At 44.4% G+C, this 14,890-nt stretch carries 15 protein-coding genes; 10 read left to right on the top strand and 5 right to left on the bottom strand.

What is annotated here, in order from left to right; all coding sequences use genetic code 11:
- Position 1: 1 nt before the first annotated feature.
- Genes C7457_RS05785 through purL form a run of 3 tightly spaced genes read right to left on the bottom strand, consistent with a single transcriptional unit; the run spans position 2 to position 4,728 of the window.
- Complete coding sequence (locus tag C7457_RS05785; protein WP_121170990.1) at positions 2-1,342, bottom strand: sigma-54-dependent transcriptional regulator; 1,341 nt, start codon at positions 1,340-1,342, stop codon at positions 2-4.
- Entirely contained in the window at positions 1,323-2,513 is a 1,191-nt protein-coding gene (locus C7457_RS05790) for a two-component system sensor histidine kinase NtrB (RefSeq protein ID WP_121170992.1), read from the bottom strand. Before C7457_RS05790 ends, C7457_RS05785 begins: the two co-directional genes overlap by 20 nt.
- Entirely contained in the window at positions 2,506-4,728 is a 2,223-nt protein-coding gene (gene purL / locus C7457_RS05795) for a phosphoribosylformylglycinamidine synthase subunit PurL (protein WP_121170994.1), read from the bottom strand. The genes C7457_RS05790 and purL overlap by 8 nt, the downstream gene beginning before the upstream one ends.
- Before the next feature lie 106 nt (positions 4,729-4,834).
- On the opposite strand from purL, the gene C7457_RS05800 reads away from it, so the two are divergent.
- The 10 genes from C7457_RS05800 to C7457_RS05850 all read left to right on the top strand — a co-directional run bounded on the left by C7457_RS05800 (position 4,835) and on the right by C7457_RS05850 (position 13,186).
- The gene (locus C7457_RS05800) at positions 4,835-5,284 is read left to right on the top strand and encodes a DUF1931 family protein (protein ID WP_121170996.1); all 450 of its coding nucleotides are present in this window, start codon (positions 4,835-4,837) and stop codon (positions 5,282-5,284) included.
- A 45-nt stretch (positions 5,285-5,329) separates the two neighbouring features.
- The gene (locus C7457_RS05805) at positions 5,330-5,530 is read left to right on the top strand and encodes a hypothetical protein (protein WP_121170999.1); all 201 of its coding nucleotides are present in this window, start codon (positions 5,330-5,332) and stop codon (positions 5,528-5,530) included.
- The gene (locus C7457_RS05810) at positions 5,530-6,051 is read left to right on the top strand and encodes a ferredoxin domain-containing protein (RefSeq protein ID WP_121171001.1); all 522 of its coding nucleotides are present in this window, start codon (positions 5,530-5,532) and stop codon (positions 6,049-6,051) included. The genes C7457_RS05805 and C7457_RS05810 overlap by 1 nt, the downstream gene beginning before the upstream one ends.
- Positions 6,051-7,010: a magnesium transporter CorA family protein gene (locus C7457_RS05815; protein WP_121171003.1), complete on the top strand. Its 960-nt coding sequence runs from the start codon at positions 6,051-6,053 to the stop codon at positions 7,008-7,010. Before C7457_RS05810 ends, C7457_RS05815 begins: the two co-directional genes overlap by 1 nt.
- The gene (locus C7457_RS05820) at positions 7,001-8,965 is read left to right on the top strand and encodes an acetate--CoA ligase family protein (RefSeq protein ID WP_121171005.1); all 1,965 of its coding nucleotides are present in this window, start codon (positions 7,001-7,003) and stop codon (positions 8,963-8,965) included. The genes C7457_RS05815 and C7457_RS05820 overlap by 10 nt, the downstream gene beginning before the upstream one ends.
- Before the next feature lie 69 nt (positions 8,966-9,034).
- Positions 9,035-9,556, top strand: coding sequence for a hypothetical protein (locus C7457_RS05825; RefSeq protein ID WP_121171007.1), 522 nt, complete (start codon positions 9,035-9,037; stop codon positions 9,554-9,556).
- Positions 9,553-10,134, top strand: coding sequence for an FIST C-terminal domain-containing protein (locus C7457_RS05835; protein ID WP_425480010.1), 582 nt, complete (start codon positions 9,553-9,555; stop codon positions 10,132-10,134). Before C7457_RS05825 ends, C7457_RS05835 begins: the two co-directional genes overlap by 4 nt.
- Positions 10,134-10,805, top strand: coding sequence for a GGDEF domain-containing protein (locus C7457_RS05840; RefSeq protein ID WP_121171011.1), 672 nt, complete (start codon positions 10,134-10,136; stop codon positions 10,803-10,805). Before C7457_RS05835 ends, C7457_RS05840 begins: the two co-directional genes overlap by 1 nt.
- Positions 10,768-12,390 carry a 2-oxoacid:acceptor oxidoreductase subunit alpha gene (locus tag C7457_RS05845; protein ID WP_121171013.1) on the top strand — a complete coding sequence of 541 codons (1,623 nt, stop codon included), beginning with the start codon at positions 10,768-10,770 and terminating at the stop codon, positions 12,388-12,390. The genes C7457_RS05840 and C7457_RS05845 overlap by 38 nt, the downstream gene beginning before the upstream one ends.
- Positions 12,380-13,186: a thiamine pyrophosphate-dependent enzyme gene (locus C7457_RS05850; protein WP_121171015.1), complete on the top strand. Its 807-nt coding sequence runs from the start codon at positions 12,380-12,382 to the stop codon at positions 13,184-13,186. Before C7457_RS05845 ends, C7457_RS05850 begins: the two co-directional genes overlap by 11 nt.
- On the opposite strand, the gene C7457_RS05855 is transcribed toward C7457_RS05850, so the two are convergent.
- Positions 13,170-13,952 (bottom strand): hypothetical protein, encoded by a 783-nt coding sequence (locus C7457_RS05855; protein ID WP_121171017.1) that lies wholly within the window; start codon positions 13,950-13,952, stop codon positions 13,170-13,172. The two genes, C7457_RS05850 and C7457_RS05855, sit on opposite strands and share 17 nt — an antisense overlap.
- Entirely contained in the window at positions 13,952-14,890 is a 939-nt protein-coding gene (gene flgL / locus C7457_RS05860) for a flagellar hook-associated protein FlgL (protein WP_121171019.1), read from the bottom strand. The genes C7457_RS05855 and flgL overlap by 1 nt, the downstream gene beginning before the upstream one ends.

Below are 14,890 nucleotides of genomic sequence, written 5' to 3' on the forward strand. Positions count from 1 at the left end.
TTTACCTTTCTACCTCCCCTTTCTGGGGGAGGTATTTACTCAGCCTGTACCTAAACTCCCTTAAAGTAAGTCCAAGAAGTTTAGCTGCTTTCGTTTTAACTCCTCCTGCTTTTTCTAAAGCGGCAAATAGGTAATCCCTCTCAACGTTACTGAGTACCTCCTTCAGATTAACTCCCTCCTCCGGAATCTCTACCCTATTGACACAGAGCTCCCTACCTCCAGAAAACCCAGCACCTAAAACCCCATCTTCAAGGAGGATAACTTCCCTTTCAACGATATTCTTAAGTTCCCTCACGTTCCCCTCAAGGGGGAGCTCCATCAAGTAGTTGATAAACCCCGACGAAATCCTCTTAATCTCCTTTCCGTACTTCCTTGAAAACTCCCTGGCAAAGTACTCAACCAGAAGGGGAATATCCTCTCTCCTTTCCCTCAAAGGAGGAATCTCAATCACTATAGTTGCCAACCTGTAGTAAAGATCTTCCCTAAAGTTCCCCTTCCTTATCTCCTCCTTAAGGTTCTTGTTGGTTGCAGCAATAACTCTTACGTCTACCTCTTTCTCCTCAGTTGAACCGAGGGGAATGAACCGTCTTGTCTCAAGGAACCTTAAGAGCTTAGCCTGGAGAGGAAGGGGCATATCTCCAATCTCGTCAAGGAAAAGAGTTCCTCCATCCGCTTTCTCTATAAGACCCTTTTTATTGGAGACTGCTCCTGTAAAGGCTCCTCTCCTATAGCCGAAGAGCTCACTCTCTAGAAGTTCTGGAGGAAGGGCAGCACAGTTTATGGCAACAAAAGGAGCTCCTTTCCGAGGGCTCAAGCTGTGAATAGCCTTTGCAACTACCTCCTTACCAACACCGCTTTCTCCCAGCACAAGAACGTTAACGTCGTAGGGAGCTATCTTCTTTATCTTTTCCTTTAACCTCTCAATAACCTTACTCCTTCCTATAAGACCGGGAACCTCACTAGAGGAAAAACTCTTTTTTAGAAATATTTTGTCTGAAACGTTCCTTATGAGGAGCTTTAAATCGTCTAAATTAAAGGGTTTTTCCACGTAGTCGTAAACTCCAAGCTCAAAGGCCTCCTTAACTGTCTCAGTTGAGGCAAAAGCAGTAATTATTATCACTTCGGTTTCAGGGGTCTTCTCCTTAATTTCCCTCACAACCTCCATCCCCGAACCGTCGGGAAGGCGCAAATCTACAAGAACAAGGTCAAACTCACCTTCCTTTAACTTCTTTCTTGCTTCCTCTAAAGTTTCCGTCTCTTCAACCTGGTAGTTAAAGTCTTCAAGTATCAGTCTAAGTATCTCCCTTAAGGAAACTTCATCCTCAAGTATTAGAACTCTCATCACTCTCCCTGTAAATTGGTAACTTCATACTAAACTTAGCTCCTCCCAGAAGGCTCCTATCAACTAAAATAAAACCGCCCATATCAAAGATAAACTTCTTAACTATTGCAAGGCCAAGACCCGAACCTCCATCCCTCTTTGAAAAGAAAGGCTCAAAAATTCTACTCCTGTCTTCTTCTTGAACGCCGGGGCCGTCATCTTCAACTGTCAAAACAGCCCAGTTTCCCTCACGGGAAAGAGTTACCCTAACCTTAGTCTTAGACCACTGAAGAGCATTAATAAGTAAGTTCTCAACTGCTGAGCGCAGAGCTCTAGGATCCGAAAGGACCATAAGGTCTTCCTTACAAACAAAATCCATTTCCTTTCCCTTAGGAAAAGTAGATGCAATAACATCCTTTACTACTTTAGTAAGAGAGATAGGAATCCTTTCTTCAGAAGCAGGCTTACCCAAAACCAGGAAATCCTTTATTATTGAATCCAACCTCTCAGTTTCTCGTTTTATGATCCTAAGCAAATTATCACTCCTTTTACCCTCAAGCATGAGCTCCACAGAACCTTTAATTGAAGCAAGGGGATTTTTAAGCTCGTGGGCAAGGTCTGCACTTATCTCGTAAAGCCTCTTGTAGAACTCGGCCTCTCTCCTTTCCCTCTCAAGCATCCTTATGTACTTTTCCTGAACTTCAAACCTGCTTTTAAGCCTCTTGGCAGCGAGCATCATCAAAATCAGAGCTCCGCTACTTAAGATAAACTGAACGAGAACGAGGAAGTCAAAACCCCCGTAGACTATCTGAAAGTAGAGAAATTGAAGGAAAACTCCGATAAAGAGAACGGTATACCCGTAGGGAAAGCCCAAAAAGAGTTCTGAAAAGAAGACGGGAAAGAAGAGGAAGAGGGAAAAGAAAGTGTAGGAAAAAGCTCCCTTAAATACTAATAGGAATAGGAAGAGCTCATCAAGTAAGAATTCAAAGAGATGGGGCCTCTTGGAGAAGAAGAAAATAAAAGCGCTAACTACAGAGTAAATACTGAGAACGACAAATGAATAATTATCAAAAAAGGCCTTTGAGACGGAGGAAATTGAAAGGAGGAGGAAGAGGAGGCCAACCGAGAATGTCAGCCTCCCGACCCTGTAAACTAAGTAGAACTTATCAGGGACTAAAGAGCTCTCACTCACCTAATAACTTCTTCTCTAAAGATGATTCATAAATCTCTTTTGCCTCTTTTATACTTAACCTTACAAGCTCTTTACCCTTATGCTTAATAACTCCTTCCTCTCCACCAACCCTTCCTATAACCTTTGCAGGAACGGTTCTCTTTTTGAAGAAATCAAGAACTTCTTCTAAATTCTCGGGAGAGGTTGAAACAACAACTCTGCTCTGCTCCTCCCCGAAGAGGAGGAAGTCGCTCCTTAAATCGTCGTCAAACTCAACGGTAAAGCCGAGCTCCCGTGGAAAAGCAGACTCAAAGAGGTTTACAGCAATACCGCCTTCACTAACGTCGTGGGCATGTTTTATCAGTCCCTCCTTTATAGCCTCTATCAAGGCTTCCTGAAGGGTCTTTTCAAACCTTAAATCTACCGACTGTCCCCTACCCTTAATACCTCCAGTTCTCAACTTCTGATACTCTGAACCTGAAACGTTACCAGTATTCTCCCCAAGGAGGATTATGTAGTCTCCCTCATCTTTAAAATCTGAGGTCATCCTCTTCTCAACGTCATCAATAACGCCAACGCACACTACTGTAGGAGTTGGATATACCGCCCTCTTTCCATCCTCAGTTTTCGTCTCGTTGTAGAAGCTAACGTTTCCACTGACAACTGGAGTTTCAAGGACTTTACAGGCATCGGCCATTCCATCTGTAGCCTTTACAAACTGCCACATAATCTCAGGGTCCTCTGGACTTCCAAAGTTGAGACAGTCGGTTATAGCTCTCGGAACGGCACCGGTACAGGCAACGTTCCTCGCTGCCTCGGCAACTGCTATCTTCCCTCCTTCGTAAGGGTTCAGGTAACAGTACCTTGAGTTACAGTCTGAGCTTATAGCTATTCCCTTCTTACTACCCTTAACCCTTAAAAGGGCAGCGTCTGAACCCGGATAGACAACAGTGTTTATCTGAACCATGTGGTCGTACTGCTCCCAAATCCACCTCTTACTTGCAATTGTCGGTGAGGATAGGAGTTCCCTAACCACCTGGTTGTAATCTTCAGGCTCGGGAATCTCCCTCTGGTCGTAAGAGGCATTTTCAAGGATGTACTTAGGAACTTTAAAGGGGCGGTAGTAAACGGGGGCCTCGTCTGTTAAGGCCTTTATAGGGAGCTCTGCAACTTTATCACCGTGCCAATAAAGCCTTAAAACAGGCTCAGAAATAACCTCCCCTATGACGACGGCATCAAGGTCCCACTTGCGGAAGACCTCCATTATCTCCTCTTCTTTCCCCTTCTCACAAACTACCAGCATCCTCTCCTGGGACTCTGAAAGCATTATCTCGTAGGGAGTCATTCCCTCTTCCCTAGTAGGAACCCTATCAAGCCAGAGCTCCACCCCAACCCCGCCTCGGGAGGCCATCTCAACGGAAGAGGAAGTTAATCCAGCCGCTCCCATGTCCTGAATAGCAACTATACCTTCCTTCTCCATAGCCTCAAGGCAGGCCTCTATCAACAATTTCTCCATAAATGGGTCGCCAACCTGAACGTTTACCTTCTTTTCAACCTCCTCCTCAGAGGAAAACTCCTCTGAGGCCATAGTTGCCCCATGGATTCCATCCCTTCCCGTCTTGGCTCCAACGTATATAACAGGGTTTCCAACCCCTGCAGCCCTGGCGTAGAAGATATTATCCTTCCTAACTATTCCAAGGGCAAAGGCGTTTACGAGGGGGTTTGTCTGATAACAGGAATCAAAGTAAACCTCTCCCCCAACAGTTGGAACTCCAACGCAGTTTCCGTAGTGGCTTATTCCTGAAACGACCCCTTTGGCAACGTAGCGCATCTTCGGATCGTGGAGCTCTCCAAACCTCAGAGAGTCCATACAGGCAACCGGACGAGCTCCCATTGTAAAGACGTCCCTCAAAATCCCCCCAACTCCAGTTGCAGCCCCGTGGAAGGGCTCAATGTAGGAGGGGTGGTTGTGGGACTCAACCTTGAAGGCTGCACATATCTCCTTCTCCTCGTCAACCATTATTATTCCGGCATTTTCACCGGGACCCTGAACAACCCAGGGAGCTTTAGTCGGGAACTTCTTTAAGTGAGGCCTTGAAGACTTATAAGAGCAGTGTTCAGACCACATTGCAGAGAAAATCCCAAGCTCAACCAGGTTTGGCTCCCTTCCAAGGAGCTCCTTTATCCTCTGGTACTCCTCCCAAGTTACGTGGCTCTCTATAACCTTTCTATCCATTGCTTCTCCTCTTAATTCAGAATGTAGGTAAATTATAGCGTTGATATAAGGCTTTGGAAAACTTAAATTTCAAGCAGTAGAAAAAAATACCCAAAGGAGGGAGAAGATGGCAGTAGTCGGATTTGCCAAACTAGAAGCCCTTATGAGGAAAGCGGCAGGCCTTGATATTGATAAGAACAAGGCCAAGGAAATTACAGACATCGTAGAGAAGAAACTCTACGACCTCCTCCTCATAGGAGAGAGAAACGCAAAGTTCAACGGCAGAGAGGTAATTTGGGAGTGTGACGTTCCACTTACAAAGGGCTTCCTTGAGTCAATCCAGAAGTTTAAGGCCCTTGAAGAGGAGCTCCCACTCCAGGACATCCTTGACTTCCTCGCAACAAAACCTCCTCTAAAGTACCCACTTGAGGCAGAGCTTGAGAAGAAACTCCCTGAAATTGTCGGAACTCTCCTCTACATCCTTGCTAGGATTATGAAGGAAGTTGACCCAGCCGTAAGGAAGCCTTCAAGTGAGGACATTGAAAGGGCTGGAAGAATACTTGACCTCACAATGTAAAAAACTGGGGCCCCTGGGCCCCTAAAACCACAAGGAGTAGTTAAGTTGGAAAAGCCCACCCTTCAGATGACCCTTAGGGAGTGTCTGGAGAAGTTCCCCCAACTGAAAGAGAAGCTTTACAGCCTAATAGAAGAGTGTGTCTACTGTGAAGGTTTCAAAGACGAGCCCTTAGAAGAGGTATTTAAAGCCCACAGACTTAACCCTGAAAAAGCCATAAAAGAACTTGAAAGGGCCCTGGAGGAGTGATGAGCTTCCCTTACTATGGGGCAGTAAAGAACGTGGCAGAACTTATGTGCTGTAGCGCCATAACTGCACCTAAGGGGAAAGGCGTAAATCTCATATATACGAAAATTTTTGAAGGTGAGGAAAAGGAAAGGGTTGCAGATTTAATGGAAAAGATTGGAAAAGAAAGGGAAATTCCCTTCTTCATAAGGGATGCAAGGAACATTAGGGACTCCCTCTTAGTGGTATTTATAGGAACGGAAGTTAAACCTAGAGGAGTTCCTTTTTGCGGTTTCTGCGGTTTTGAAGACTGTGAAAGGTCAGTTAAGGCAGGGGCTTACTGTTCATACGCAGTTGGAGATTTGGGAATTGCAATAGGTTCAGCAGTAAAAGTTGCAAGTGATAACAACATTGACAACAGAGTTATGTTCTCCTTCGGAAAAGCTGCAATCTTTGGAGGGTTTGTCCCTGAAAAGGTAAAGCTGGGTTACGGAATACCTCTCTCAATCAGTGGAAAGAACATTTTCTTTGACAGGAAGTTATAATGGAAAACGTAGCCTGGCTCGTCGTTCCTTCGGGCAAAACCTTAACAACGGTAACCTCTCCCATTTCTGCCCTCATAGAAAACCCCACCTTCCTGAAGAAGAGACCCATCTGGATACACCTTAGAAGGATTGACGAGCAGGCTGAGGAGCTCCTAAGCAAAGAGTTTAAAGTTAATGAGCTCTCAATTGAGGACTGTAAGACTGAGGAGCGCTCAAAGATTGAAAACTTTGACAGTTACATATTTTTCCTCCTGGTATACTATGACGGAGGAATAAGCAGGCAGAAGAAGCTCTGTATATTCTGGGGAAAGGACTTTATAGTAACAATAGGCAGCAGGAGGCTATTTGAGGAGGCAAAGAAAGAACTATCCCTAGAGGACGAGCCCTTCAAAGAGGGAACGGAAAAGGTCCTCTGGATAATATCATCCATAATAACGGAAAAGTTCAAACAGGTAACGGATATACTTGAAGAGCAGGCAGACGACATTGAAGCCAAAGTCTTTAAGGAGCAAAACCCAGAGCTCCTTGAGGACATTTCCGACCTTTCATACGAAATATTGACTCTAAGGAGAGCTTTAAAGCAGATAAGGGATTCATTTAAGCTGGGAATGTCCTACTGTGGAAAGTTCTCAAGCCCGGAAAACGTCCACTACTTTAGAGACCTACTTGACGAGATAAGTATCCTCTACGATAGGGCTGAAACCCTTCACGAGTTCATCCAGAACGTCTTAAACGTCTTTTCCTCTCTAGTCTCCTTTAAGCTTAACGAAATTATGAAAACCCTAACGATTTTCGTTGCCGTCCTTGAGCCTCTAATGTTCATATCCTCCTTCTACGGAATGAACGTTGAGAACCTGCCCCTTGCCCAAAAGAGCTACGGAATAGCTGTGATATCCTTATTTATGTTCCTCATTAGTGTAAGCCTCATCTACTACTTTAAGAGGAAAAGGTGGATTTAAAGAAAAAACCCATTACAGAGCCTGAGGTCTACTTACTCCTTAAAGAGGTTGGAGCTCCGACCCCAAAGTACCTCTTCGTAAAGAGGGGAGAAACTCCAAAGTGGGAGATTTTCCCAGCCTACCTAAAGGTAGTTTCAAGCAGAATCTACCATAAGAGCGAAGTTGGAGGAGTTTTAAAGGTCTACTCAAAGGAAGAATTAAATGGGAAGATTGAGGAGCTCTCAAGGAAGTTCCCCCAGGCCGAGGGATTTTTAATAGTTGAAGAGCTAAAAGGAATTGAAGCCTTCGTTGGAGTTAAAAGGGATCCTTCATTCCTCCACACTGTAGGGGCGGGAAGCGGGGGAATCTTCGTTGAGCTCTTTAAGGACGTCGTCTTTATACCTATCTCGGCCGATAGGGAAGAGACTCTAAAGAAATTAAGGGAAACAAAACTTATAAAACTGATAGGGGGATTTAGGGGACTTAGAGGGAACTTAGAACTCTTCGTTGATTTTTTAGAAAAGGTTAAAGAGCTCTGCAGGAAAAAACCCGAAATTGAGGAGCTTGATCTTAACCCCGTCTTTATCTCTGAAGATAGGGTAGCTCCCGCAGACGCTAAAGGATTTTTATCTCCACTACCTAAAAGGAAGGAGTTTAGAGAACTTCCGGAAAACCTCTTTAGGCCGAGCTCTATTGCAGTAATAGGAGCTTCAAAGAACCCCAAGAAAGCGGGCTACGCCCTTTTAAGGAACCTTGAAAGGTTTAGGGGAAAAGTCTTCCCTGTAAACCCAAAGTATGAGGAAGTTTTAGGTTTTAAGTGCTACCCCTCTATACTTGACGTTCCATCGCCGGTTGAGTGTGCCTTAATAGCAGTTCCTCCGGAAGTTACCCTTAAAGTGGTTGAAGAGTGTGGAAAGAAAGGAGTCAAACTCTCTGTAGTTATAACGGCAGGCTTTAAAGAGGCCGGAAGAGCAGAGCTTGAGAGGGAACTGGTAGAAAAGGCAAAGAATTTCAGAATGAGAATTTTAGGGCCCAACACTCTAGGCTTCATAGTTCCATCCCTCGGGCTGAACGCATCTTTCTCCTCAGTAACCCCTCCCCCGGGAGATATCTCCTTCCTATCCCAGAGCGGAGCTCTAATAACCGCCGTAATTGACAGGGCAAACGAGGAGAAAATAGGCTTTTCAGAGATTATAAGCCTTGGGAACCAGTCAGACATTGAGATAACAGAAACCTTTGAACTTGCAACGAGGAAAGAGGAGACAAAGGTCATACTTGCCTACGTTGAAGGGGTAGAGCTGGGAAGGGAGCTCCTCAACTTCCTAAAAAGGAAACCGTCAGTATTCATAAAGGCAGGAAGGGGAGAGGCTGGAAAGAGGGCTGCATCATCCCACACAGGCTCTCTGGCTGGAGACTACAAGCTCTTTAAGGACTGCGTTGAGAGTAAAGGAGGAATAGTTGCAGAGTGCCTTGAGGAGGCATTTGACGTATGCCAGCTGTTAAGGGTTTACGGAAGAATAGAGGGAAATAGACTGCTGATAGTAACAAACGCCGGAGGACCGGGAACCCTTGCGTCGGATTACGCAGAAACTTTCGGAATTGAGCTTGCAGATATTGAACCTGTTAAAGAGGAGCTCTCAGCCTTCCTCCCTCCAAACTGGAGCAAAATAAATCCTGTTGACTTAATAGGAGATGCAACTTCAGATAGGTACAGAAAAGCCTTTAACGTCCTATCAAAGTATGAAGGTTGGGATTTCTCCCTAGTAATCGTAACCCCTCAGTCAATGACGGACATCCCCCAGATAGCTCACGAAATTGTGAGGTTTAGGGAAATTTCAAAAAGGCCAGTAGTTGCGTGCCTGATGGGAGGCCACTCTGTAAAACTGGGAATTGAAATACTGAAAAGTGATTCAGTTCCGGTATTTAAAGAACCCTTAAGGGCCGTAAAGAGCCTGTGGAAATCAAAGGGCAGTTAAGTTCCCACGATGTAGTAAAATAAATTTAGGATATATCGTTTATTGTAAACGTCTAATTATGGAGGAGTTTTGAAGACATCCGTTGTATCAAGCACTTCTCCCACTCTTATCCTAGCACTTGAAGAAATTAGGGAAAAGCTAAAAAAGGAACCAGATTTCCTAATACTTGCCGTATCAGATAAGTACCCTGAAGAGTACGTCATTCCAAGTGTAGAAAGGACTTTTAAAACTGAAAATTTCATCGCTTTTAACGCACTAGATGCCTTTAAAGACTCTTCATTAGTTCAGGGAGTAACGGCCTGTGCACTCTACTTTACAAACTCAGGGGACTTTTCACTAAAAGAAATTCGAGACTACGGGGACAGAAAATCGTTAAACGATATTATTTTACTCATAAACGAGAAAAAGAACTGGATTCACCTGTTTATAGGTTCTACCAATGAAAGTGTAGATTCCTTCGTTAATCACCTCTCTGAAGGACTTAAGTACAGACCAATAAATAACGTAATAGGCGGTTTAGCCTCAGGGAAAAAAACAAAGGTCTTTACAAAAAACGGAATAATTGATAGGGGCGGAATTTTTTATCCCTGAAGAACTTTTCATTCCAGATAGGCATAGCTTTAGGATTTAAGCCCTACGGCGTTACCTACACAATCACAAAAGCAAAAAACAGAAGGATTTACGAAATTGACGAAAAGCCTGCACCCCTCCTATTTAGAAAACTCCTCAAGGGCATAGAGGAGAAAGAAAAAATCCTCTGGTTTATTCCCCTCTATATCATTGACGACAAAGAAGGATACGTCGCCACTATAAGAACTCCGGCTAAGTTAACCGATGAATACCTGGAAGTTCACGGGGAGGTAAAAGAGGGAACGAGGTTTAAGTTGAGTTTTGCTTTCCCAGAGGATTTGCTAGAGGGATCTAAACGAGTTGCTAAGGAAGTTAAGAGGAAAATAGGAATTGTAGATTTAATAATTAACTTTTCGTGCACGGCCCGCCAGTTCCTCCTGGACGATAAAAGCGAGAAGGAACCGGAAATCTACTCTTCCGCTTTAAACTCCCACCTCTTTGGATTTTTCACCTACGGGGAGATAGGGCCTGATAGAGGCCTCAAAAAGGTAAAGCTTTACAACGAGACGTCGTTAATTGTTGCTCTCAAGGAGAAGTGATGACCAGAGACAGAGTTTTACTTCAACTTTTAAGGAACTTACTTGAAGAAATAACTGAGAAGTACAACTCTTTACTCCAGTTAAAAGAAAAGCAGGCAAAGGAATTCTTCAACTTAGCCACTAAAGACCCTTTAACTTCCCTTTACAACAGGTACTTCTTCTTTGATTTCCTGAAAGCCTCCATCTTAAGAATTCAGAGGGAGGAGGAGTTTGGCAAAAAAATTGCCTTAGTCTTTATTGACATTGACAACTTCAAACAGGTTAACGACCTCTTCGGCCATGAAAAGGGAGATATCCTACTGAAAGAGATAGCAGAGTTCTTTAAAAGGGAGATAAGGAAATCAGACATTATTGCCCGGTTCGGGGGAGATGAGTTTGTAGTTCTCTTTGAAGGAGTTGACATAACTAAGGAGTCCATAAAGGAAAGGTTTGAGAGGATAAGGAAAAAGTTCAACGATTACTTTAAAGAGTATCAAGTTTCCTTCAGCTACGGAATTGCCTTATTTCCAGATGAACTCCCAAATTGGGAAGATAAAAGCATCTCAGACATCCAGAAATACTTAATAAAACTGGCCGATGATAGAATGTATAAGGATAAGCTCTTAAGGAGAGAGAAAATTTCAGGAGGGAGAGATGGAGCTCTCAGTTCTAATAGGGGGGGAAGCAGGTGAAGGAGTTAAAGAGTCTGCTAACCTTTTCTCAAGAGTTTTAACAAACATAGGCTACAGCGTATTTACCTACCACGACTACTCTTCACTGATAAGGGGAGGACACAATTTCTCAATAGTAAGGTTTTCAAACGAGGACGTATTTGCTCCCGTTAAGAAAGTTGACTACATTGTAGCCCTTGACTCAAAGAGCTTGGAAAAGCACAGAGAAAACGCTAAGGAAAATACAAAGTGGATAGTTGATTCAGAACTTCCGGGAAACGTTAAAGTCCCCTTTAGGAAACTGGCAAAAGGAGTAAAGAGGAGCTCTGCCATCTTGGGAGCTCTCTTAAAGACCTTCAAAATTCCTTACGAAGAAGGGCTGAGCGTCCTAAGGGAACTTCCCGACTACCAGGAGAACGAAAGGATCTTCCTTCAGGCGTACGAGATCGCAGAGGAAATAGAGGAGCTGGTTGAAGTTGAAGGGATAAAGGGAGACTACATATCTGGAAGTGAAGCTATTGCCCTTGGGGCAGTTGACGGAGGGTTAAAAATCTACATAGCCTACCCGATGACGCCGGCCTCTCCCGTTCTTCACTTCTTAGCTTCTCACAAAAGGGAACTTGGAATAAAGGTCGTTCAACCTGAGAACGAAATAGGAGCAATAAACATGGTTCTAGGGGCAGCTTACGCTGGAGGAAGGGCAATGACAGGAACTTCCGGTGGAGGTTTTGCCCTTATGACAGAGACCTTAAGCCTTGCAGGAATGAGCGAAACTCCAGTTGTTATATACGAGGCCCAGAGGGGAGCTCCCTCAACAGGCGTTCCAACCTACACTGAACAGTCAGACCTGCTCTTTGCCCTCTTTGCAGGCCACGGAGACTTCCCCAGGATAGTCCTTGCCCCTTCAGATGCAAAGGAGAGCTACCTCTTCTCAAGGAAGGCAATGAACCTAGCGTGGAAGTTTCAAACTCCCGTGATAATTCTTTCAAGTAAGAACGTTGCAGAGAGCTTCTTCACTCAAGAGATAAAGAGGGAAAAGCTAGTTGAGGAGCCAAAGCTGTGGAACGGAGAGGGAGAGTACAGGAGGTACGAAATAACAGACGATGGAGTATCCCCCCTAGCGTTTCCCGGAACCAAGGGAGCAGTTGTTAAGTTCAACAGCTACGAACACGACCCCTTCGGAATAACGACGGAAGAACCGGTTGAAATTAACCGTATGAAGGAAAAGAGGGAGAGGAAGAGGAGAACAGTTGAAGAGTTCGTAAGGAACGACAAAGAGTCTGTATCGGTAGGAGGAGACTTAAGTTCCGATAGGGTCATACTAACTTGGGGGGAGAACTGGGGAGTTTGCTGTGAAGTTGGGGATGAGCTGGGCTTTAAGGTCGTAAAGCCAAACTACCTTGAACCTTTCCCTTCTGAAAGGCTAAAGGAGGAAATAGGAAAGGCTAAAGAGCTAACCGTTGTGGAGCTCTCAATATCGGGACAGTTTGAGAAACTCCTTAACCTTTACGGAATAAAGGCAAACAGTAGGTTCAGGAAGTACGACACAAGGCCCATATTTAAAGAAGAGCTAAAGGAGTTCTTGGGAGGGAGAGATGGAGCTTAAAACTTACGCAGAGAATACGTGGTGTCCCGGCTGTGGAAACTTCGGAATACTGAAGGCCTTTGAGGAGGCAGTTAAGGAGCTCTCCTCCGAAATACCGGTTGAAAACTTTGTAGTAGCCTCAGGAATAGGGTGCCACGGGAAAATAGCAGACTACCTAAACCTAAACAGCTTCTACTCAATACACGGAAGGGCACTAAGTAATTTGGAGGGAGCAAAGCTTATAAAGGGTAAACTCGTGTGCGTCGGCTTTGTAGGAGATGGAGATATCTACGCAGAGGGAATCTCCCACCTTATCTTCGCAGCAAAGAGGAACGTAGATATAACTGCAGTGGTCCACGATAACAGGTCTTACAGCCTTACAACCGGCCAGTTTACCCCCACCTCCCCTTCCCGCTTCAAAGGGAAGTCAACGCCTGAGGGCCCGCCAGAAGACCCCATGAACCCAGTAGCCCTAATGCTCTCAGCAGGAGCAACTTTTGTTGCAAGGGGATTTTCAGGAGACATCCAGCACCTTAAATGGCTCTTTAAAGAGGCCGTAAAACACAGAGGTTTCTCTTTCATAGACGTCCTTCAACCCTGCGTCTCCTTCTTTAACACTTTTCCCTTTTACAGGAAACACTGCTACAAGCTTGAAGATGAAGGACACGACTTTACAGACTTTGAAAAGGCGATGGAAAAGGCAAGGGAGTGGGACTACAACAGGGACGATGAAGACGTAAGGATTCCCATCGGGATTTTCTACAAAGTTCAAAAGCCAACTTATGAGGAGAGAGTAAACATTAAAGATAGCGAATAAAGTCTTCAACAGTAATGATTTCAAAGTGGAGCTCCCTCCTTCCACATTCACGAACGTACTGGAGGGCGAGCTCCCTGCACCTTTTTAAGTCCACATCTGGAGCAAAGCTGGCAAGGTAAACTCTAACCTCTCTGAAAAAGAAAGATAGGAAGCGTCCAAGCTGATTAAGGTACATAACCTTCTCCCTTACCTTCCTCCCCCTCTCACCACCCCTTAAACCAAGCTCAAGGAAGAACTGGACGTTTCCCTTACACTCGTACCCTTCAACGTAACCTTTTCCCCAGAATACGACGTCAAGGTTCTTATTTGAAAGTACCCTGTTTTTGCACCTAATCTCAACCCTTTTCCTGTTAACCATAGGTTGACAGTGCATAGACGTAAGCTCAACTTTCTCTTTACTAACCGGTCCCAGATGGTAGACGAGCTCTTCAAACAACCTACCTTTCCTGAGGGCTATAAGGTCATCCTGGGGAATAGGCTTTCCGGAGGAGTTTTCAGACTGCCTCAGGAAGAAGTTCTCTATAAGGTGCCAAAGAGCATTCCTCTCACCTGAAGAAATTGGAAGGGAAGAAAGGAACTCTTCCTTCCTCTCCTTTCTGAACCTGTAAAACTCACTTAAGTGATCAACCTCTTGAAAGAAGCGGGCAATTGTGGATATTACAGAGAGCCTATCCTCTCTCCTTAAACAGCTTAAAAAGAGGGCAAGCTCCTTAACGGGCTCCCCCAAAAACCTCTCAACGTCAACGTAGCAGCTAAATATTGCCATTACTTTAAAAAGTTAAGTATAGAGATGTTCTGAACGTTTGAAATTGCCGCAAGGAGAGCTTGATATGCCGTCTTAGCCTTTTCATACTCTGCTATAGCTTTAGGGTAGTCTGTATCTGTTAACTCTGAGTTCAGCTCTCTCAACCTTAAAGACATTGATTCATTTTGAACCTTTAGATCAGAGGTAACCCTTCGCTTAGTTCCCAAAATTGAACGGTACTCCATCATCCTTGATAGGGCAGCATCAAAAGCATCTAGGAGCTTCATACTCTTAGTTCCATCTCCGAGGTCAACCGATATCTCCTGAGTATGGAGGTCATTTAAATTGCCAGACTGAATAATCTCAATGACTTTATCCAGAACCTCAACTGCAAGAACTCTATTTGAAACCTTATTAACTGCAAAGTAATTCTCGCCGTTAAAGTTCGTATTCTGCTCAACCCCAGGGGCAATTGGAACTGTCGTCTCCTGGGCTGAACCTTGATAGGTTCCATCAGAGGAAAAGGGAGGAGTTTGAGTTTTAACTCCCCCAAACAGGTAAGAGTCACCGACTTTAACGTTTCCAAGTTTAATAACGTAATTCTTTAAACTCTCAAAGTAATCGGCAAGGGTCTTTGCATCATCCTGAGTAATAGTACCGGTGTTTAAAAGCTGTATAAACTTTACTCTGGCCTCCTGAAGGACGTTAATTGCAGAGTTTACCGTTGACTCAGCAGAGTCTAGGAAAGAGGAGATAATATCTATATTCTTATTCAGCCTATCAAGTCTCTCTGAAAAGCGCTTTAACCTTAAGGAGCGTGCAAAGTCAACGGGGCTATCTGAGGGAGCTAGTATGGACTTTCCGGAGGAAAGCTCTTCCGTCTTCCTCGTAAGCTGAGTATTCCTCTGCCTATCATACTTAACTAAGATGTCATAGATCAGGTCGCCTGAAACCCTCAT

Origin of the sequence: Thermovibrio guaymasensis, assembly GCF_003633715.1 — a bacterium.
Lineage (GTDB): Bacteria > Aquificota > Aquificia > Desulfurobacteriales > Desulfurobacteriaceae > Thermovibrio > Thermovibrio guaymasensis.